Annotated in this window: 17 protein-coding genes; 7 read left to right on the top strand and 10 right to left on the bottom strand. The window is 70.5% G+C overall.

Annotated features, from left to right (window positions below):
* Positions 1-6 precede the first annotated feature (6 nt).
* A complete protein-coding gene (locus AC16DP_RS08190; RefSeq protein WP_329731651.1) occupies positions 7-1,803 on the bottom strand; it encodes a hypothetical protein in 1,797 nt (598 codons plus the stop codon).
* 102 nt (positions 1,804-1,905) lie between these two features.
* Positions 1,906-2,517: a hypothetical protein gene (locus AC16DP_RS08195; protein ID WP_329731650.1), complete on the bottom strand. Its 612-nt coding sequence runs from the start codon at positions 2,515-2,517 to the stop codon at positions 1,906-1,908.
* A 118-nt stretch (positions 2,518-2,635) separates the two neighbouring features.
* On the opposite strand from AC16DP_RS08195, the gene AC16DP_RS08200 reads away from it, so the two are divergent.
* The 4 genes from AC16DP_RS08200 (at position 2,636) to AC16DP_RS08215 (ending at position 6,987) form a co-directional block, all read left to right on the top strand.
* Entirely contained in the window at positions 2,636-2,803 is a 168-nt protein-coding gene (locus AC16DP_RS08200; RefSeq protein WP_329731649.1) for a Xan family putative trans-acting RiPP leader peptide, read from the top strand.
* A gap of 26 nt (positions 2,804-2,829) precedes the next feature.
* A complete protein-coding gene (locus AC16DP_RS08205; protein WP_329731648.1) occupies positions 2,830-3,825 on the top strand; it encodes an aromatic ring-hydroxylating dioxygenase subunit alpha in 996 nt (331 codons plus the stop codon).
* A 130-nt stretch (positions 3,826-3,955) separates the two neighbouring features.
* Complete coding sequence (locus AC16DP_RS08210) at positions 3,956-5,869, top strand: hypothetical protein (RefSeq protein WP_329731647.1); 1,914 nt, start codon at positions 3,956-3,958, stop codon at positions 5,867-5,869.
* A 17-nt stretch (positions 5,870-5,886) separates the two neighbouring features.
* Entirely contained in the window at positions 5,887-6,987 is a 1,101-nt protein-coding gene (locus AC16DP_RS08215; RefSeq protein WP_329731646.1) for a hypothetical protein, read from the top strand.
* A 36-nt stretch (positions 6,988-7,023) separates the two neighbouring features.
* On the opposite strand, the gene AC16DP_RS08220 is transcribed toward AC16DP_RS08215, so the two are convergent.
* The gene (locus AC16DP_RS08220) at positions 7,024-8,301 is read right to left on the bottom strand and encodes a TldD/PmbA family protein (protein ID WP_329731645.1); all 1,278 of its coding nucleotides are present in this window, start codon (positions 8,299-8,301) and stop codon (positions 7,024-7,026) included.
* A 307-nt stretch (positions 8,302-8,608) separates the two neighbouring features.
* Here AC16DP_RS08220 and AC16DP_RS08225 point away from each other — a divergent pair, with 307 nt between their 5' ends.
* Positions 8,609-9,961: a metallopeptidase TldD-related protein gene (locus AC16DP_RS08225; RefSeq protein WP_329731644.1), complete on the top strand. Its 1,353-nt coding sequence runs from the start codon at positions 8,609-8,611 to the stop codon at positions 9,959-9,961.
* Positions 9,962-9,973: 12 nt separating this feature from the next.
* Here AC16DP_RS08225 and AC16DP_RS08230 read toward each other — a convergent pair whose 3' ends face one another.
* Positions 9,974-11,353: a hypothetical protein gene (locus AC16DP_RS08230; RefSeq protein ID WP_329731643.1), complete on the bottom strand. Its 1,380-nt coding sequence runs from the start codon at positions 11,351-11,353 to the stop codon at positions 9,974-9,976.
* A 62-nt stretch (positions 11,354-11,415) separates the two neighbouring features.
* Here AC16DP_RS08230 and AC16DP_RS08235 point away from each other — a divergent pair, with 62 nt between their 5' ends.
* Together AC16DP_RS08235 and AC16DP_RS08240 are read left to right on the top strand one after the other, a co-directional pair.
* Complete coding sequence (locus AC16DP_RS08235; protein WP_329731642.1) at positions 11,416-12,774, top strand: cytochrome P450; 1,359 nt, start codon at positions 11,416-11,418, stop codon at positions 12,772-12,774.
* Between the two features lie 36 nt (positions 12,775-12,810).
* Positions 12,811-13,584: a 2OG-Fe(II) oxygenase gene (locus AC16DP_RS08240; protein ID WP_329731641.1), complete on the top strand. Its 774-nt coding sequence runs from the start codon at positions 12,811-12,813 to the stop codon at positions 13,582-13,584.
* Positions 13,585-13,591: 7 nt separating this feature from the next.
* Here AC16DP_RS08240 and AC16DP_RS08245 read toward each other — a convergent pair whose 3' ends face one another.
* From AC16DP_RS08245 to AC16DP_RS08270, 6 genes are all read right to left on the bottom strand, one after another.
* Positions 13,592-14,866 carry an acyltransferase family protein gene (locus tag AC16DP_RS08245; RefSeq protein WP_329731640.1) on the bottom strand — a complete coding sequence of 425 codons (1,275 nt, stop codon included), beginning with the start codon at positions 14,864-14,866 and terminating at the stop codon, positions 13,592-13,594.
* Positions 14,867-15,251: 385 nt separating this feature from the next.
* A complete protein-coding gene (locus AC16DP_RS08250) occupies positions 15,252-16,463 on the bottom strand; it encodes an NAD(P)/FAD-dependent oxidoreductase (RefSeq protein ID WP_329731639.1) in 1,212 nt (403 codons plus the stop codon).
* 78 nt (positions 16,464-16,541) lie between these two features.
* On the bottom strand, positions 16,542-16,766 hold the full coding sequence (locus AC16DP_RS08255; RefSeq protein ID WP_329731638.1) for a heavy-metal-associated domain-containing protein: 225 nt from the start codon (positions 16,764-16,766) through the stop codon (positions 16,542-16,544).
* Between the two features lie 105 nt (positions 16,767-16,871).
* The gene (locus AC16DP_RS08260; RefSeq protein ID WP_329731637.1) at positions 16,872-18,188 is read right to left on the bottom strand and encodes a multicopper oxidase family protein; all 1,317 of its coding nucleotides are present in this window, start codon (positions 18,186-18,188) and stop codon (positions 16,872-16,874) included.
* 3 nt (positions 18,189-18,191) lie between these two features.
* Positions 18,192-19,595 carry a TolC family protein gene (locus AC16DP_RS08265; RefSeq protein WP_329731636.1) on the bottom strand — a complete coding sequence of 468 codons (1,404 nt, stop codon included), beginning with the start codon at positions 19,593-19,595 and terminating at the stop codon, positions 18,192-18,194.
* The gene (locus tag AC16DP_RS08270; RefSeq protein ID WP_329731635.1) at positions 19,585-19,857 is read right to left on the bottom strand and encodes a hypothetical protein; all 273 of its coding nucleotides are present in this window, start codon (positions 19,855-19,857) and stop codon (positions 19,585-19,587) included. Before AC16DP_RS08270 ends, AC16DP_RS08265 begins: the two co-directional genes overlap by 11 nt.
* Between the last annotated feature and the right edge of the window lie 95 nt (positions 19,858-19,952).

Raw genomic sequence — 19,952 nt, forward strand, 5'->3', positions numbered from 1 at the left:
GACCTTCTACATCCTCATCTGGACACTGAATCCCACGCGGAAGAGGCTCAGCCCCGTTGCGGGGAGGGGCGCGATCGCGGGGTCGGGCACGAAGCGGAACTCGGTCCCGCGCTGGCCGAAGGGGGCTTCCACGAAGGCGAAGACCTTCAGCTCGGTGATGGGCACCACCATGAAGTCCACGCGTCCGTAGAAGGAGCGGTCGAGCACGTTCGACAGGACGGTGAAGTTCAGCGTGGGCACGTAGATGCTGCGGCGGGTGAAGGACAGCTGCCCCATGGCGTAGTAGCGGCCGAAGAAGAGCGGCTGGTAGTCGTCCTGCGCGATGAGCCAGGTGAGGTATGAGCGATCCTCGTACCCCAGCGAGTTGTAGAAGCCCTCCAGCCGCAGGCCGAGCCGGTAGACATCCGCGAAGCGGAGCTGGGTGTTCACCCCCGCGCTGGCGAGCAGCTTGGGCCCGCCGAACTCCCGCGGCTCGAAGCCGTCCGCGGTGCGCTGCCAGAGGCCCACGGTGGTGTCCTGCACCAGCGCGAGCTCCGCGTTGAGATCGAACGGCCCCGCGCCCATGGACCAGTCCAGGCCGAAGCGCGGACGCCGTCCCTGCAGGAAGGCCGCGGAGGCGGCGAATTCGCTGGTGCCCACCGCCACCTCGGCGCGCACGGCGCCGCCATAGCGCAACGGATCTCCCGCCGGGCCGTTGAGGTCCGCCGTGGCGAAGAGCGAGAGGTTCGAGGACAGCGGCTCGAAGGGGATGTTCACCTTCAGCATGTCCACGCCCGTGCGCAGATCAAAAGCCTCGAGCGGCTGCGGGTTGGGGCGCTGGAGGAAGTCGGTGGGGTTCCAGATGCGCGAGCTGCCCCATTTGATCTGCTGACGTCCCAGCGTGAAGAACACGCGGCTGGCGACATCGAAGCGCAGCCACAGCTGGTCGAGGATCACCCGCGGTCCGCTCAGGCCTTGGTCCAACGGGTCATAGACGAGCCGTCCCACCACGAAGCCGCGGAAGCTGCTGCCCGGGGTGGCATCCAGGTAGAGGTCCACCAGGGCGGGGATGCTCGGCCGCATCCGCGTATCCGGGCCGAGCCGCGAGCCGGACACATAGCCCTGCTGGAGGATGCGGCCTCCCATGGCGAGGGTGGTGCGCTGCAGCGACTCGGCTTCGCGAGCGGTCTCGGAGGCGGTGGGCGCGGAGGCGAGCGTCCGGGGCTCCGCGGGCGCGGACTCGGGCCCGGCCCCGGATTCAGACTCCGATTCGGACTCGGGCTCGGAGGACTCGACGGCCGCGGGACGCAGCGACATGTCGAGCTCGCCGGAGGCCGTGCCGGAGCCGGACGAGGGTTCTGGCGTGGACGCCAGCGGCTCGGACTCCGATTCCGATTCCGATTCCGATTCCGGCTCCGGAGCGGGGGCCACGTACGTCAGGGACTTCACCCGCTTCTTCTCGAAGTTCACCAGCAGCCCGAGCCGCGCGTAGTTCAGGGCGAAGCCCCGGGGCGTGCGCTGGACTTCGTAGCAGGGGCGCTCCGGGGGCGTGTCCTCGGAGCACTCCGGCCCGTGGGTCTTCTCGAGGCTGGCGCGCGTGGGAGGGCGCTTGGGAATGACGTCGATGCGCTGGAGCAGGCCCTCGGCGTCGAGGGTGAAGAAGGCGCCGCGCGTGCCCTCGGGGGCGGCGGTCCGCTGGTAGCTCAGGACGGTTCCGCCCTTGGGCGTGGGCGTGCGGCGGGTGGGCCTTCCGAAGGAGCGCAGCACTTCCTGGCCCGTGGTGACGCCGGGACGGGCATCGCGCAGCTCCTGGGCCCCGGCCACGCAACTCCACGTCACGAGAAGCACGGCGGCCAGACGGTCGAAGGGGGAGGTCATCCGGAGCGGGGGGGCGGAAGGCGGGTGGAAGTATAGCGAGGCGCGGGCTTACGAGCGCATGGCCACACCGGCGGTGATCCACAGCAGGCCGGCGATGGCGAACGGCAGGTCATCCAGCACGTAGCCGGGGATGGATCCGAACCGCAGGCCGGAGGTGGCGATCAGCACCACGGTGAGCGGGCCCGTGACGGCGAGGAGGGTGCTTCCCCAGCGTGGCAGCACCTGCTCCCGCCGGGTGGCGAGCCCCAGCAGCACGGCGCCCGTGCAGACACCCAGCACTCCCAGTGCGGCCAGGCCGCCGATGAACCGGGGGGGCCCCAGCAGTCCCGTCAGCATCAGCACGTTGACGGTGCCCAGGGCGATGGCGAGGGCGGCCATCACCGTCGAGGCCAGTCCCAGCCGGGGGGCCCGCCCCTGGAGCCGGGCCTTCAGCCCCATCAGGCCGATGCCGAGCGCCAGGAGGGCCCCGCTGAACGCGGCGGCTCCCAGCCGCAGCAACCCCGAGTCATTCACGTCCCGGGGGCCCTCGCCCAGCTCCCGCCCGGCGAGCGCCGACGCCCCATAGAACAGCAGCCACAGGCTCCCGCCGAGCATCGCGGCGAGGCCCTCCCCTCGGGGTTGCTCGTGCTTCGAGGACAGGGCGGCGGAGGGCTGGCTCATGGGCTTCACGGATTGAGATGTTGAGAAAAAGTGGGGCTTCCCTGGTTGACAGGAAGACCTTATCCGCACGAACATCTCGATTTACACTGAGTTCACAGCTTTCTTCCAGGAGCCCCCCATGGCCGCCGAAGAGACCACTCCTGTCGCCCTTGCGTCTTCCGCTGAGTCCACCCCCGTGCAGGCCGCCGCCCCCGCCGCGGCGCCGGAGAAGCTCGACGAGCTGGAGGAGATCAACTTCCTGCTCGAGGAGATCGAGAGCAAGATCGCTCCGCTCGCGCTGGCCTGAGCGTGCGGTGAGGGATGGAAACCGGCGTGCGCTCCTACGAAGAAGCCTTCTCGGCGTACTGGCACCCCGTCGCCTTCTCGCATGAGCTGAAGGAGCGTCCCCTCCCGGCGCGGTTGCTGGGCAGGGAGCTGGTGGTGTGGCGCACGGGTCCGGGCGTGGCGGTGACGCAGCGCTATTGCGCGCACCGTGGCGCGGACCTGTCGCAGGGAGCCGTGGTGGGCCAGGGGCTGCGCTGCGGCTTCCATGGGTGGACGTACGGCCAGGATGGGCGGTGCGTCCACGTTCCCTCGCAGCCTTCCGTGCCCATTCCTCCCAGGGCCGCGGTGGCGTCATACCGGGCCACCGAGCGCTACGGCCTCATCTGGGTGTGCCTGGCCGCCGAGCCCGCGGCGCCGCTGCCCGACTGGCCCGAGCTGGAGGACGGCAGCGTGGCCACCGTCGCGCTGCCGCTGCTGGACTGGAATGTCTCGGCGGGGCGCATGCTGGAGATCGTCCTGGACGTCACGCACCTGTCCTGGGTGCACGAGGGCACCTTCGGCAATCCGGCGCAGCAGCAGGTGCCACCCTATGACGTGGAGCGGCTGCCCCACGGGGTCCGGGCGCAGATCACCTATCCCGCGCTCGCGCCGTCCATCGGGGGCGCGCCGCCCAAGGTGGATCGCACCACGCTCACGTACGAGGTGACGTACCCGTTCGCGGTGCGCCTGACCTTCAAGCCAACGCTCTTCTTCAAGCACACGGTGTATGCGATCGCTTCACCGTGGTCGGAGGAGAAGATGCAGTGCTTCTACTTCTCCTCGTACCACCCGAACCTGAAGATGTTCCCGGACATCTTCGTGAAGTCGGAGCGGGCCATCCTCGAGCAGGACCGTGTGATGGCCGAGGCCCAGCGGCCGAAGGCCCATCCACTGGACTTCTCCGGTGAGGTCCACGTGAAGGCGGATCGGCTCACCAACGAGTACCGGCGGGGTGTGATCGCGCTCCGCCTGGGCCACCCCGTGGAGGGGCCCGCTCCCGACTGAAACGGTCCGTGTGCCTCCGGGTGGGCCTCTTGGCTTTACAGCGAGGCGCTTGGTAGGGTCGTACCGCCGGGCCAATGTCTCTTTCCGCCATGCCGCTGTGGCGGAGCGCGCAGGATTCGTCTCCCCCCCAATGAATCGTCTCCAGAAAACCCTCCTCCTCTGCGCTGTGGCGCTCGCTTCGGGCTGTGACGTCTTCCGGGTCGAGGACTCGGAAGGGACGCGTGGCCGTGGCGCCAAGGCCTTCGATCCCTATTCGAGCTCGGCCTCGGGAGCCATCTCGCTGTCGCTGCTTGGCTACAACGGCTGCGCCATGCTGCCCAACGGCGAGCCGGTGGCGCTGGGCAGCTCGCTGGATCCCAGCCTCTTCAACTACCCGGCCACGTGCGAGCGGCCGGACATGGCCTTCGCTCCGGGCCCCATTCCGCCCATCCCGCCCTTCGCGCAGATGAACGTGACGCCGGGCGCGCTCTACTTCCTGCGCGAGTTCTCGGTGGTGCACTCGGTCTTCAACCAGCACACCGACTTCAACGACCGGACCGCGCCGGCGAAGTGGATCCGCAAGCAGTCGCGCTTCAAGAACCTGGACTGGAGCGGGATGACGATGAGCCGCGACGAGTGGCGCACGCTCAACAACCGCGGCCTCTTCCAGCGCGAGACGTACTTCGACAACGCCGCGTGGATGCTCTCCACCGACGACGAGTTCAAGCTGGAGGTGCTGGACGCGTCGGGCAACATCCGCGTGTCGGAGACCTACAAGCGCACGGACTTCCTCGCCGAGAACTCCACCACGGGGCGCACCCGGGTGAGCTGGATGGTGATGGGCATCGGGCGTCCCGAGTACCCGGGCGACACCACGGTCCACCTGTCCGACCTGTTCGGGCCGCCCATGCACCAGACGGTGGTGAAGGTGTCCATGGTGGGCTCCACCAACCCGTTCAAGTCCTTCCGCATGCCGGACCTGACGGGCGAGGGTGTCATCCGCATCACCTGGAGCCTGCTGCCCAACGAGCCCTTCCTCTTCCCGGTCAACTTCGTGAAGGAGCAGGAGCGGGCGCCCACCTGCTACAAGCTCGGCGCGGACGGCCTGCCCGATGACACCCAGACGGTGCCCTGTGGCTTCGGCCTGCAGCAGACGGTGAAGATCGCCCCGCCGCAGAACGGCAAGTTCCACGTGCCGGGCGAGACGGTGGACTTCCAGATCGCCCTGCTGGACGGGGACGGCAACGCGCTGCACCCGCGCGACACCCTGCCCAGCTTCAACGAGTACATGGGCGACATGTCCAACGGCCTGCTGTACTTCAACGACTCGATGCTCTTCCCGTTCCGGGACGCGAGCTCCTCGGAGGCGGGCTACAAGCTGATCGGCCCGCTGCAGGATCTGCAGGTGGTCAACGGCACGTACGAGCTGCCCTACTTCGCGTTCCCGCAGAGCAGCGAGCCGAAGTACTACCTGGATCCGGGCAGCCAGTATTACGGCGGTGGCGGTGACATCCACCCGGCCACGCGGCTGACGGTGAAGCTGCCCACGAACGCGAAGCCGGGCACCTACTCCATCATGCTCAAGGGGCACCGCTACTTCATGGGCGAGCGCCTCAACCGGCTCGACTCGTTCTTCTTCCAGGTGGGCCAGGAGCAGGCCACGACGTACCCGGGCACGGTGGGCAACTGCCAGGTGTGCCACAACGGCGTGAACTCGATGACCAACGTGCACCACGGCGTCTCGGTGGACCACGTGGAGACGTGCAAGACGTGCCACAACGACGAGTCCATCGGCTTCCTGCCGGACGCGGTGCACCGCATCCACATGGGCTCGCGCAAGTACAAGCAGGACAAGGCGGACTGCACCCTGTGCCACCTGACGCGCGAGAGCACGCTGCGGCCCAGCATCAAGTCCTGCAATGGCTGCCACCCCGGGGCGCACGGCACGGAGTACTTCGACCTGGAGTTCCAGCCGGTGCACATCACGCCGAACGCCTACGGCAACTGCGCCAACGGGTGCCACGCCCTGAAGCCGCCCACCTCGCACAACCTGCCGCGCAATTGATTGCCATGAGGACCGACATGAGGGTTTCTCACTTCCTCTCCAGCGTTCTGCTCGCCGGCTCCCTGGTGGGCTGCTCCCTGGTGCCCGAGCCCGAGCTGCCGCCGCCGCCGTCGCCGTACACGAACCTGCCGGGCCGCACGAGCACGCTCTCGGGCGTGGTGTATGACCCGGAGGCCTTCTTCTTCCTGCTGGCCAACTGGCCGTCGGATCCGGAGCACCCGGAGGACGGCGCGCCGCCCGCGCTCTACGACGGCGTGCCCTTCCTGATGTACTCGTCGGTGCCGGAGGCGGGCATCAGCGTCCTGGCTCCGGACAACAGCGTGGGAGGCCGCACGGTGGGCTCGTTCACGGGCTCCTGGCAGCTGTCGGGCGTGCCCTCCAGCAACACCGTGGCGTACACCGCGCGGGCCACTCCGCCGGAGCGGGGCGTGGTGCTCGGCGAGGGGTACATGGATCCAGAGGCGCCGCCGCCGCCCGTGACGGCTCCCGCGGGCACGTACTACCCGACCACGACCCTGCGGCCCATCGTCCCGCACTCCACGCTGTGTCAGTTGCAGGTGGCCACGATGGTGGGCGACGCCGGTGCGCTCCAGGCGGTGGCCAACACCCTGACGGACATGGGGACGCCCACGACGGTGGCGGACCTGATGAACCCGGAGAAGACGGCCGGCGTGGCGCTGCTGTGGGTCTACGCGCCCAGCTACGAGCTGGACATCTTCACGATTCCCGCCGAGGGCATCGCCGCCGAGGCCAACATGGGCAAGCTCCTCGCCATCGAGTGGGCGCCGCCGGAGGAGGGCATCCCCGGGCAGTCGCCCATGGGCTACATGGCCATTCCGGAGGACGGAGCCATCAGCTCGCTGGGCTACTACGCGGTGGTGCTGCCCCCGAAGAAGGACGTGACGGACAAGCTGCGGGTGTCGTTCATCGACACGGTGACCTCGGAGGAGGGGGACTTCCCCCGGCCGTGGGTCATCCCGCCCGTGGAACAGGACATCCGCGAGGGCGTGTCGTTCGGCCGCGTCTTCTCCTTCCCCGGTGGCGAGCCTCCCCCGGTGGACGAGACGGAAGATCCGGTGCCGTTCCCGGAGTCCAACTCGCAGTGCTATCCGGAGTGAGCCGGAGCCCTGGCGGGATGCACCGCCCGGGCTGATTCACCGCCAGGGTTGGACGTGGAGCTGGCGGAAGCGGACGGTCGGCTGCCCGAAGGAGACGGGCAGCGGGCCGTGGTCGAGCTTGCGGCAACCGCGTGTGGCGAACAGGTTCTGGTAGTCCGCGCCCACCGCGTCGATGCTCGCCAGTGCGTCCAGGCCGTTGCCGCTCAGGATGCCGGGGGACACCATGCGCCCGGCTTGTCCGTCGCGGAGCTCCTGGGCCTCGACGATGTAGAAGCTGAAGTCCCCCGACAGCAGGTTCATGTGCCGCGGCAGCAGGTGGCGCACCAGCAGCCCGTGGGGGATGTTCGCGATGAGTTCCTCGAGGTCCCCCTGGTGCGGCTCGACGCGGGTGTGCGCCATGCGGGCGAGGGGCGGGTGTTTGAAGCCCACCCGGCGGCCGTGTCCATTGGGTGTACAGCCGAGCGCCCTCGCGCTGCGAGTGTCGAGCAGGGGCGTGCCGACGTGGCCGGCGTGGAGGAGGGGGACGGGTTGGGCGGGGTGGCCCTCGTCATCGCAGGCGTAGGCGAGCGCGCCGCGGCCATCGGTCGGGTCGTCGGAGACGGAGACGAAGGGCTCGGCGACGCGCTGCCCGAGTCGGCGGGCGAGGTAGGAGCCGCCGCGTGCGACGACATCGCCCTCGAGGGGGTGGCCACACACCTCGTGGAAGAAGGAACCGGAGGCCGAGCCGGGAGGGAACACCACGGGGAGGAGTCCGGTGGGGCAGGGCACGGCCGGGGTGGTGTGCTGGAGTTGCCGGGCCATGCGCTCCACGAGGGACTCGAGCTGGGGCAGGGCGGCGCGGAGGGCCTGGCCATCGGGGTAGGCCGCGCAGCGCCACAGCTCGGCGAGGCCGCCCGGGGTGGGGTGAAACACCTTGAGCTCGAGGAGGGCATGGTGCCGCCGGTCCTCGGCATGGTGCTGCTCACCGGCGAGGAGGATGCGCTGGTCCACCTCGCGCAGGAGGACGTCCAGGTGCGAGGCGCCCGCGGCCCGGGCGGTGTCCACGAGCCGCCGGGCGACGTCGGAGAGGACGGTGGCGTCCGGTGGGGAGGGCTCGGGTTCGAGCAGAGCGCGCGCCGGGTCCAGCAGCTCGGAGGGCAGGGCGCCGGGAGGGAGCGGACCTCCGGCCACTTCCGTCCAGAGCTGCTCCAGACCTTCGGGGACATCGCGGCGGACGGCGTAGCCGCGCTCGCAGACGGGAGCGAGCACGCGCAGTCCCGAGCGCTGGTGGACGACCTCGGTGACCTCGCGCCGCTCGACGAACCAGTCCCGCAAGATGAAGCGCCTCCTCTCTGCTTTCTAACCCCCTTCAGTCAGGTCCGAGAAGCGTGGCCAATTACCCCGCGCCAATTACCCCGCGCCAATTACCCCGCGCCAATTACCCCGCGCCAATTACCCCGCGCCCTCCGGGAGAGGGACGGGGTGAGGGTGCCACGGATCCCGGGTTGAACCCCATGCCCACACCGCGGGCCACGGGTTGAAGAACGGGCCCGGATACCCTCACCCCCACCCTCTCCCGGAGGGCGAGGGAGCGAGCGGGCCACCGTGTAGGGCATGATGTTGTCCCCGTGGAGAGAACGAGATGCCGGTGACTTCCGGTGAGGAGCGCGGTGAGAGCGGACCGAACGTATGCGCGGGCCTGGAGTTGCGCGCGCTGGCCGATGTGGCCCGATCCGCGCTGGACGCGTTCACACGAACGGAGACCCCCACGGGTGCCGAGCTCTTCCTCTCCGCGAGCCGCCGGCTGACGCTGGAGTACGAGGTGAGCACGGGCGTCTCCGTCCTCAGCCGGGGCGAGTCCGTATCGGCGGCGGCGCGGGTATGGCGGGAGGAGCGCTCCGGTTTCGCGGTGCTGCCCATCGGCGGACCCGACGACCTGGGACGCGTGCTGGCCACGGCCGCACAGCGGTTGGGCCCGAGTCCCCGCTCCATGCTTCCCCCGGTGCCGGCTCCCGCCGGGCCCGTGTCCCTGTCGCTACCAGAGCTCTCGGGCGCGCGAGCGAGGGACTCCGCGGAGCGGCTCGCTCGGGAAGTCGTGCCACCCGGCGCCGTGGTGCAGGCGGTGGTGGTCACGCAGTCGGCCGCCTGGAGCGCGCTCGTGCGGGGTGAAGACGGTCTCCTCACCGGAGTGTCCTCCCGGGAGGAGGCCTTCGTGCGCTGCGAGACCGGGCGAGGCGCCATCGTCGACGCCGTGGCCGCGCCACTCGGGGAGCCGTGGGAGCTGGAGTCCCTCCGGGGACGATTCGCGGAAGCCTTCGAGGCGCTGGAGGGCCCCACGGAGGCGGTGGACCCGGGCCTGCCGCTCGTGTTGCGGCCGGCCATCGCGGCCCCGCTCGTCGCGGCGCTGGCGTGGATGCTGCGAGGGGACGTGGTGGCCTCGACTCCCGCGCTCGCGCGCGCGGTGGGAAAGAAGCTCTTCCCCTCGGTGCTGAGCGTGGAGGACGACCCCCAGCACCCGCGCGGGACGCAGCGGCGGAGCACCGATGACGAGGGCATTCCCACGCGCCCCCTGCGGCTCATCGAGGAGGGACGGCTGCGGGGCTTCCTCCACTCGGCGGGGACGGCGGCGGGGCTCGGGGTGGAGCCGAATGGCCGGGGCCTGCGTTACGAGGGCTCACCACCCGCGCCCTCTCCGGTGAACCTCTTCGTCGTGCCGCGCGGGGACGCACTCCCCGAGCGCTACACGGAGCTGGTGGCGCGCATCGAGACGTTCACCACGATGCCGCGTCCCGGCGTGGTGGCGATGATCGCGGGAGGGTGGGAAGTCGATCAGGGCCGGCGCGTGCGCCGGATCGCGCCGGTGGAGCTGAGCCTGCCCGTGCTGGAGACGTTCCGGACGCTGCGAGGTGCCGGCTCGGACCTGGTGTTCTTCCCCACCGCCGAGGGCTGTGGCACGCCGACGCTCGTATTCCCCCCGCTGTGGAGAGGGGAATGAAGCCAGCGCGGCTCAGCGGCGGGCGCGAGGAGGCTCACAGCGCCGCACCGCGCGCCAGCGCACCAGGTCATCGAGCAGCGCGCGGAAGGCCTTGCGGCTGAAGGCGCGTGCCGTGAGCCGGGAGAAGAAGGCGTCCTCGAGTGCCTCCATACTCTGGGGCTTTCCACTGTCGAGGGCGGTGAGGAGCCGCTCGAGCCGGCGGCGCACGGTGGGGGACGGGGAGAGGACGGTGGAGTGGCCATGGGCGGACACCATCCACTGGCCGCCGGGCAGCGGGACGCCGACGATGGGGCGCGAGGGCTCGGCGCGGATCCACTCCTTCGAGGAGAGGGGCGGCTCGGTGGCCACGGGTGGAGTGCCCTCCATGGTGCCACCGGTGAGGAAGCGGACCCACTCGGCGGTGCGCTCGCGCTCGACGGTGAGCACGTGGCGCCGCTGGCTCTGCTGCTGGAGGGACTTGCGCAGCGATGCGGGAAGCTTCCAGCCGGGCCCGCGAGGCAGCTCGGTGGGGCGCAGCCGCTCGGGCCACTGGCCGCCCACGGGTCCCATCTGGGCGAAGAACGGGGAGCGGAAGCTCACCCCGAGCGAGGCGCTGACGGCGAGTCCCTCGGAGGGCTCGGCGCGGTGCCAGTAGGAGGCGGGCCAGTACATCAAATCCCCGCGCTGGCCTCGCAGCAGGGTGGCCTGGGAGAGGAGCCTCTCCTCCTCGGCCTTGTCCTTGAGGACGATGCCACCCGGGCGGTGGATGAAGTCGGGATCCTTGGGGACCTCGTCGCGCTGGGAGAGCGCGTCGAAGGGCCAGAGGCTGATCGTCTTCTGGCCCTCGACGACGAAGTAGAAGACGTGCAGGTCGTCCTTGTGGATGCCGAAGGGGGTGTAGCGGTAGTTGCCGAAGAAGACGGCCGAGTCTCCGCCGCCCAGGGGCACGCCGAGCTGCTCGCGGAAGCCGGTGAGGAAGCTCTGCATCTGGAGCCAGTGGCCCCAGTGGAAGCACTGCGTGCTGTTGAGGGTGATGCCGAAGCGCTTGCCGCCGAGCCACTTGGAGATGCGGGCGATGTACCCCTCGGCATTCACGTCCTCGGGGAGGGGGAGGTGCTGGGGGGTGAGCGGGAAGACCATCGAGTAGTACGGCATCCCGTTGGGGCCGTCCTCGTGCTCGATGAAGAAGCGGAGGATGCGCAGGGGCGGGTACTCGCCGCGGTTGCAGCGCGCGCTGGCCTCGACAAGTGCCGCGAAGATTTCGTCGAGGGTGGGGAAGTGCGCCGCGAAGAGGCCCCGGTAGAGGACGGGCTCGCGGTCCCAATGCTTCCGGGCGAAGTCCTTCCAGAAGGAGCGGGGGAGCAGGAGGGACGGTTCACCGGGAGTCTGGGGCGCGGGGAGGGGAGCCAGCATCGAGGTGCGAGCTTAGCACCCGCGGGATTCGAAGGCGCCGGGGTGGGGTAGGGTGGCGCACCATGACTCCTCCCTCCACGGGTGAATACGCTCCCTCCAAACTCGAGTTGTTCCAGACGGCCCGGCGGCTGGGGAGCCTCGGGTTGATGATGCACATCTGGCGCAACCATGGAGACCTGGCGCGGGTGCGGCTGGGTGGCAATCGCTCGTTCTTCCTGGTGGTGCACCCGGCGCACGTGCGGCACATCGCGGTCACCCACCGCCAGAACTACGAGAAGGGCCCGAGCTACGACGGAGTCCGCCGGCTGATGCTCGGCGATGGGGTGCTCACGGCGGTGGGGGAGGACTGGCGCCAGCAGCGCCGGATCATGGCGCCGTTCTTCACCCCGCGCGGGGTGGAGAAGTACTACCCCGTGTTCATCGCGGACACCGCGCGCTACATCGAGCGGCTGCGGTCGGCTCCGCGCTCGGGCCAGCCCGTCGACATGTTCGACGAGATGATGCTCATCACCGCCACCGTCATCCTGCACTCGGTGTTCAGCACGGACTCGGACGAGACGCTGCTTCGCTTCAAGGACGCGGCGGAGACGCTCATCGCCTACGTGTCCAACCGCGACCGGAAGCTCATTCCGTTGCCCGAGTGGGTGCCCACTCCCGAGAACCTGCGCTACCAGCGGATGCGCCGGGCCGTGAATGAGTACATCGGCGGGCTCATCGCGAAGCGCCGCTCGCTGCCCGAGGGCCAGTGGCCGGATGACCTGCTCACGAAGATGATGACCACGCGAGACGAGGAGTCGGGGGCCACCATGGCGGACCGGATCCTGCTCGACAACGGCATCACGCTGTTCTTCGCGGGGCACGAGACCACGGCCCGCACGCTCTCGTTCCTGTGGTACGCGCTGGCCCGGAATCCAGAGGTGGAGGCACGCCTGCACGCCGAGCTGGACGCGGTGCTGGGCGAGGCCCCGCCGGCGCTCGAGGACCTGAAGAAGCTGCCGTACACGCTCCAGGTGGTGAAGGAGGTGCTCCGGCTGTATCCGGCGGCGCCCATGTACGTACGGGACGCGGTGGCGGAGGACACGTTGGACGGAGTGCGCATTCCGGCGGGCTCGCGGATGCTGCTGTTCCCCTATGCAACCCACCGGCACGAGGGCTTCTGGGAGGAGCCGGAGCGCTTCCACCCGGACCGCTGGCTGCCCGAGCGAGAGGCGGCGCGAGATGCCCACGCCTACCATCCGTTCGCGGCGGGCCAGCGCATCTGCCTGGGGAACAACTTCTCCCTCTTCGAGACACACCTGATGACGGCCATGTTGGCGCGCCGCTTCAAGATGCGCCTGGCGCCCGGCTACCAGCTCCGGCTCGATGCCTCCGGCACGCTGGGGGCCCGGGATGGCATGCCGATGTTCATCGAGCCGCGATAGCATCGAGGGACTGCAACCCAGGCAGGGAGGACGGGAGTGAGCGTCGCGACCATCGAAGAGGGCCCGTTGCTGGGTCCGAGCTTCTTCCTCTCCCGGACGGCGCTCCGCTCGCTCGCGTTGGCCCACCGTGACGGCTACGGCGCCGCACGGCCCTATCCCCATGTCGTCATCGATGGCTTCCTGGGAGAGCGGCTCGCATCCGGACTGGCGGAGGTCTTCCCGGGCGCCTCCGAGGCCCACTGGAAGCGGCGAGATCACCAGGAACAGGCGGCGCGCCTGGGGCAGCTCCAGCGCAAGGCCTTCGAGGGGGTGCATGGAGCGCTCCGGCACCTGCTCTCGGAATTGTCGAGCATGTCGTTCCTCGACTTCCTGGAGACACTCACCGGCGTTCAAGGGCTCATCGCGGATCCGCACTTCCGGGGCGCCGGGCTGCACCTCACGCTGCGGGGAGGCCATCTGGCGCTTCACGCGGACTTCAACCGCGACCGCTTCCGTGCGCTCTCACGGCGGCTCACCGTCCTCTACTACCTGAACCCCGGCTGGGAAGCGGCCTGGGGCGGTGACCTCGAGCTGTGGAATGCCGACCTCACCCGGTGCGAGACGAAGATCGCTCCGCTCCTGGATCGGCTGGTCGTGATGGCGCACGGCGATACGTACTGGCATGGCCACCCGTCTCCCCTGGAGTGTCCCGAGGGACGGGGCCGAGCCGCGGTCGCGGCCTACTTCTACACGGCGGAAGCGTCGCCCGACGCGCCGGAGGCCCACAGCGCCATCTGGGCGCCAGGGCGTTCCGGGTCCTCGACGGAGTGACGTGGGCTCAGGAAGCGGGCGGCCCGGCCACTCCCGCCGAGAGCTCGCCCTCGGCGACGCGTCCCGGTGCCGCGGCGCCGGGGTTCGCCTCCGTGGGGGGCTGGAGGATGCGCTTCGACCTGCGGCGCGCGGCGGAGAGGAGGGGCTCCTCGAAGAACTGGTAGCTGACGGCGGCCAGCACCGTGGTCACCGCGATCCACACCGCCAGGAGGACGACAGCGCGCAGCGCGGAGTCGGCGGGCAGGGCGGAGGTGGGGAGCAGCCTGTCCACCCACGTGCGGGTGATGGGGTGGAAGATGTAGAGCCCGAAGCTGAGCTTGCCGATGTACGTCAGCGGCGCGAGCGCACGGGCCTCCCAGCGGCCCAGGGTGAGCATGCGCGCCGCGGGCCGCTGCACCCAGAGCAGGCACGCGCCGAAGACCAGGCCGATCACCAGGAAGCCCACGACGGGGCGGTGCGGGAAGTACACGAGGACGCCCAGACACAGGGCGATGACGGCCCAGGTGGAGAGGCGGACCTGGCGCTCGGAGCGGGCCCACGTCCAGCCATTGAACGCGTGCGAGGCGACGGCGGTGATGAGCCCCACGGCGAGCTGGTCCATGCGCGACAGCGTGCTGTGGAAGAGCTTGAAGACGTAGAGGTTGTCGGGGATGACCCCGTCGCCGCGCAGGGTGAACAGCTCGTGCCGGTACACGAGCGACACGGCGATGGCGGCCAGGGACAGCCCGAGGAACGCCGAGGCCAGTGTGTCGCGGCGCCGCGAGCAGACGAGGATGAGCAGACCCACCGCGAGGTAGAACTGCTCCTCGATGGCCAGCGACCAGAAGATGCCCAGCTCGAGCGTGTTCTGGCCGAAGTAGTTGGACGTGAAGGTGACGTAGGGCCGCCACCAGTCGCGCAGCACCGAGGCGGCCTCCGGGTTGAAACCCGGCAGCCCCAGGGCGTAGACGGCGAGCAGCACGAAGTAGAGCGGGAAGATGCGCGCCGAGCGCAGCAGCCAGTACGCCTTGGCCTGCTTGCCCTGGCCGCGCTCGCCCGAGGTGGCTGCCCGCTCCAGGCAGGTGCTGCCGATCAGGAAGCCCGACAGGACGAAGAAGAGATCCACGCCCCGGCCGCCCCACTCGCCGAGCTTGCCGAAGTGATGGCCCAGGCCCGAGGGCAGGTGGTGGAAGAGGACGGTGAGGATGGCGATGGCCCGCAGGACGTCCACGAAGGCCATGCGGTTGCCCAGCACTCCGGGCGTGTGCTCACGCCGGGCCTCGCTCGGGTGTCCAACGCTCATTCCAGTCTCTTGGCTCACGGGTGGGGCGTGGGGGTGTACACGGTCACTCCGGGGACTTCAACCCTGCCCGGCGGACGGCCACCGGGGGCGCTCGCCCTCCCGCTTGCCTGTCCTGGGGGCCCGAGCCGGTTCCGCCCCCTGGCACGAGCCGATGATTCCTTGGCGCGATCGGATGGGCATGCCCTGGCGCTCTTCGTGACTCTTCGTCTGGCCCCCGGTGCCAAGACCGCCAGATAGGGCTACTGGCACCTGCGGGAGAAGCGGCTTCCCCAGGCGCTCGCGTTCCTGGAGCGCGGCGTGGCCCTGGGCCGCGAGCAACAGGATGCCCACGTTCCCGACTTCCAGCGGCACGTGGACGCGCTGCGCGCACGGCTGTAGGGGGAGCTCACGCACCTGGCGCGAGAGAACACTGCTCGTCCTGGAGAAGCTCGGGCTGGGTGGGCAGGCCTGCCTGGATGAGCTTCCGCGCCGCCATCATCTCGCGAGGCCTGTTCATCGCGAAGGCCGAGATGGGCTTCCGGTCTGCGAGGAAGAAACACACGAAGGAGCGGTCGGGGAGGGAGCCGCGCACGACGGCCTGGTCGGCTCCTTCCGCTCGCCCCGCGAGTTGCAGCCGCACACCATACTGCTCCGAGCCCGCCCCCGGCAGCACCAGGGCCGGGGTGGGCCTGCCGGCCATGCCCTGACCCGCGGCGATCCCCTGGGTATGTGCACTCCCGTAGCTCTCCAGGCGCAGGGCGCTCCCTTCGCCAGGGTGGAGCACACGTGTGACGTCGCCCGCGGCCCAGATGCCGGGCACCCGGGTGCGGCAGTGGTCGTCCACCATCACGCCGTCGTCCAGGAGGAGACCGGAGCCGAGGAGCCAGCCGGTGTTGGGCTGCACTCCCACCGCGAGCAGCACGAGCTCGCAGGCGAGGGTCTCGCCGTTGGAGAGGCGCGCACGCTCCACGCTTTCCTTGCCCTCGAAGGCGTGGACACGGGTCGACGTCAGGACGGTGACGCCGTTCGCGCGGTGGAGCGCCTCCACCGCCTGGGTCGCCACGTTGGAGCTCCCGAGGAGGCGCTGGAGGGGGGCGGGACTGGACTCCACCACCGTGACGTCCATGCCCAGCTGCCGTGCGGAGGCCGCCGCCTCGAGGCCCACCAGGCCCGCTCCGACGACGAGCAGGTGCCGGGTGCGGGAAAGCCGCTCCTTGAGGGCCTCCGCATCCGCACGGGTGCGCAGCGTGAGGACTCCGTCGAGCTCCGCCCCGGGGACGGGCAGCCGTCGCGCGCTCGCCCCGGTGGCGATGAGCAACTGCTCGAAGTGGAGCCGGCGGCCATCCGAAAGGCGCACCTGCCTGGCCCGGGTGTCGAGCGACTCGGCGTTCTGGCCGAGCATCAGCTCCACGCCCATGTCGCGGTAGAAGGACTCCGGTTGGATGAGGAGCTCGTCCGGGGGAGTCCGGCCCAGGAGGAATCCCTTGGAGAGCGGTGGCTTTTCGTAGGGGAGGCTGTCCTCGGCGGAGACGAGGACGAGGCGTCCCTCGTAGGCCGCGCCTCGCATCGCCTCCACTGCGCGAACGGCTGCGATGCCACTTCCGATGATGAGGTTCATGGGGCTCGGGAGGGGAAGGAGCGCCAGACGGAAGCCCGGACACGCGGGGCCCGCCGCCTGGCGCTCGTCGCGGAGACATCACACCGCCGGGGTGGACTCGTAGCCGGCGTCGCGAAGCGCCTCCACCATGGCCGTGAGCGGCGCGGAGGCCGGGTCGTGCTGCACGTGCACCTTGCCTTCCTTCACGCGCACCTCCACCGCTCCCACGCCCTCCAGGCCTTGCAGCGCATCGGTGACGTGGCGCACGCACGAGTTGCAGGTCATTCCGGAGACGGCGAGGGTGATTCGCTGCGAGTTGCTCATGGGAGTCTTCCTTTCGGGTGAGCGGGGCGGAAGCTCTTCCGTCCCCGCACCTGGAAAACGCGGCGGCGCCCGGCGAATTACAGGCGCCGCACGCGTGAAATGGCGTCAGGCGAGGTCGATGCCGTCCGCGCGCATCCGGGCCGCGTCGGCGGGTCCCGCCACGGTGCCGGCGGGATGCTGGTACCAACCCTCACGGTCCTCGGGCCGCGGGTCGTCGCGCACCTTGAGCACGGTGAACATGCCGCCCATGTCGATGTAGCTGAAGGGCCCGTGGGCGCCCCGCATGGGAAGGCTGTTGGGCGGGAGGGCCATCTCCATCTCCCCCATGCCTCCCATGCCCGTCGTCCCCATCGTCATGTACTCGGGAGCCACCCGGCTCATGCGCCGGTCCAGCTTGCGCGTGTCCACCCCCACCATGTTGGGCAGCCCATGGCCCATCTGCGTCATCACGTGGTGGGTCATGTGGCAGTGCATGGCCCAGTCCCCGGGCTCGGTGGGGACGAACTCGATGACGCGCGTGGCGCCGGTGGGCACGAGCACGGTGGTCTCCGGCACCTGGGCGGAGGCCGGCACGTAGCCCCCGTCCGTCGCCGTCACCTTGAAGTTGAGCCCGTGCAGGTGGATGGGGTGGTGGTCCATGGGCGAGAGGTTGCCCAGGCGGATGCGCACCCGGCTGCCCGTGCGCACCAGCAGCGGCTCGGTCGCGGGGAAGGACTTGCTGTTGAAGGTGAGGACGTTGAAGTCACTCATCTCGTTGGGGTCCGGCCGCTTCGCCCCCACGTCCAGCTTCCACTCGTGCGTCATCAGCGCGAAGTCGTGCTCCACGCGGGGCCCACGCGGGGTGCGCGGGTGCACGATGAACATGCCCTCCATGCCGAGCGCGATCTGCGTCATCTCGTCGTAGTGCGGGTGGTACATGTACGTGCCCGGCTCGCGCACGACGAACTCGTAGACGTACGTCTCCCCCGGTGGAATGGGCTTCTGGTTGAGCCCCGCCACCCCATCCATGCCGTTGGGGAGGATGATGCCGTGCCAGTGCACGGTGGTGGGCTCGGGCAGGCGGTTGGTGACGTAGAGGCGCAGCCTGTCTCCCTCCACCGCCTCGAGGGTGGGCCCGGGGGAGCGGCCGTTGTAGCCCCACACCCTGGCCGACAGGCCCGGGGCGAAGGTGTGCTCGAGCTCCTCGGCGATGAGGTGGCCCACCTTGACGCCGCCCACCACCTTCCACGGCAGGGTGGCGCCATTGGGGGTGACGACGCCTGGCTGCCCACCCGGAGCGACGACGCGGCGGGGCTGGAAGGGCGGGAGCTCCGCGGGGGCGTGGGGGCCGGGCGTCACCTCGGCGTGGGCCACGCCGGCCCGGCCCAGCAGGGCGGCTCCGGTGGCCAGGCTGCTCCACTGCAAGAAAGAACGACGGTCCATGATTCAGTGTCCTCCGGCCTCACCGGCGGGCGTGCCGGGAGTGGAAAGGGTTTGAAGGGGAAGTCCCACGCGCTGCCCGCCCAGGAGCGCGTCCACCGCGGCCCGCGCCGTCCAGTAGTCCTGGAGCGCCGAGGCGTGGGCCAGCTCGGCGTCCAGCTGCTCGCGGCGCGCCTGGAGGAGCTGGAAGATGCCCACCTGCATCGCGTTGAACTGCAGCTGCACCTGCTGCATCACGCGCCGGCGCGCCGGCACGATGACGCCGCCGTACTGACGGGCGCGGGCCTGGGCCATCTGGAGGCGATTGCGCGCCTCGCGCGCGGCCGAGCGGATGCCGGTCGCCGCCGCCTCGTAGCGCTCCGAGAGGGCGTCGAACTGCGCCTCGACGGAGGCCACCGTGCCCTGGCGCCGGTCGAAGAGCGGGAGGGACAGGCTGGCACCGCCACCCACCTCCCAGGTGTCCCCGTCCCGCTCCGCGTGCACGTCCACCTGCACCTCCGGCACCCAGCCCGCGGTGCGCTCCAGGGCGGTGCGGCGGGAGAGTCCGTCCAGCCGGGCGCGCATCTCCCCGAGCTCGAGGCTCGCCTCGACGGCCCGCCGCTCGAGCTGCTCCGGCGGGGCCGCCGCCTCGGGGGCCTCGGGCAGGCCGCTCGCGACGGTCCACCGCGTCTGCTCCCCATGCAGGCCGAGAAGGCGGTGGAGGCGCTCGCGCTGCTCGAGGACGGCCAGCTCCAGCTCCGCCGTGGTGGCGCGGGCCGACTCGTAGGCGGCCTCCTGGCTGGCCAGGGTGAGCTCGGGCACGTTGCCGGCCTCGTAGAGGGCCCGCGCCGCCTCGCGCCCCGCGGCGAAGGCCTCCAGCGCCCGCGTGGAGGCCTCCAGGCGCTGCCGCGCTGCCTGGAGGGCGTAGAAGGCGCTGCGCACGTCGTAGGCCAGCTGCACCACCGCGGCGGCCGCCCGGTAGCGCGCGGCCTCCATGCCGGCGCCCGCCACCGCGGTGCGCAGCGGCGTCAGCAGGGCGTGCGTGAGGTCGAACCCGATGAAGTAGTCCTGCTGCAGGGGCGCGCCGGGCTCCATCGTGGCACGCAGATCGAACTCCACCTCCGGGTTGGGCAGCAGCCCCGCCTGGATGAGCTCGCCGCGGGCCACGCCCATGTCCCGCATGGCCCCGCGCAGCGCCCGGTTGTTGAGGAAGGCCACCTGCACGGCGCTCTCGGCCGTCAGGGGCTGGGCGAGCAGCGGCGCCACCTCCTCCTCCGTCCGCGGGGCCTGGGGGAGGGGGACGTTGACGGCGGAGGGGAGCGGTGCGCGTGTCAGCTCGCGCACCCGGGCGAGGTCCGCGGCGTGGTAGGGCGTGGCGCAGCCGACGAGGCCCGCGAGGGCCCCCAGGGACAGCAGGTGCCTAGTGCGCATGGGGGCTCCCCTCCGTCGTGGGCCGCGGCTCGGCCAGGCCCTGCCAGTCCCCCGTGGGCTCGCCCGGCAGCGGCGGCTCCTCGCCGAGTGCCACCCCGACGGCGGCGGCCGGGGCCTCCGGTGCGGCGGCGGAGGCGGCCGAGGTGGGCGGGGGGGCCACCTGGCGCGTCCGCGAGGCGCATGCACCGAGCCCTCCTCCCGCCACCCATGTCAGTCCCAGCAGGGCGGCCATCCGCCTGCCCTGCGTCCATCGTTTCTCCATCTGTGATTCCTCCAGCTTCGGGGCTCTCGAGCGCTGGAGACGTAAAGGGGGGCGCGGGCATTACACCGCGACGGGAGGGGGGGCGCTCGCCGGGC

It is taken from the genome of Archangium sp., from assembly GCF_057119385.1.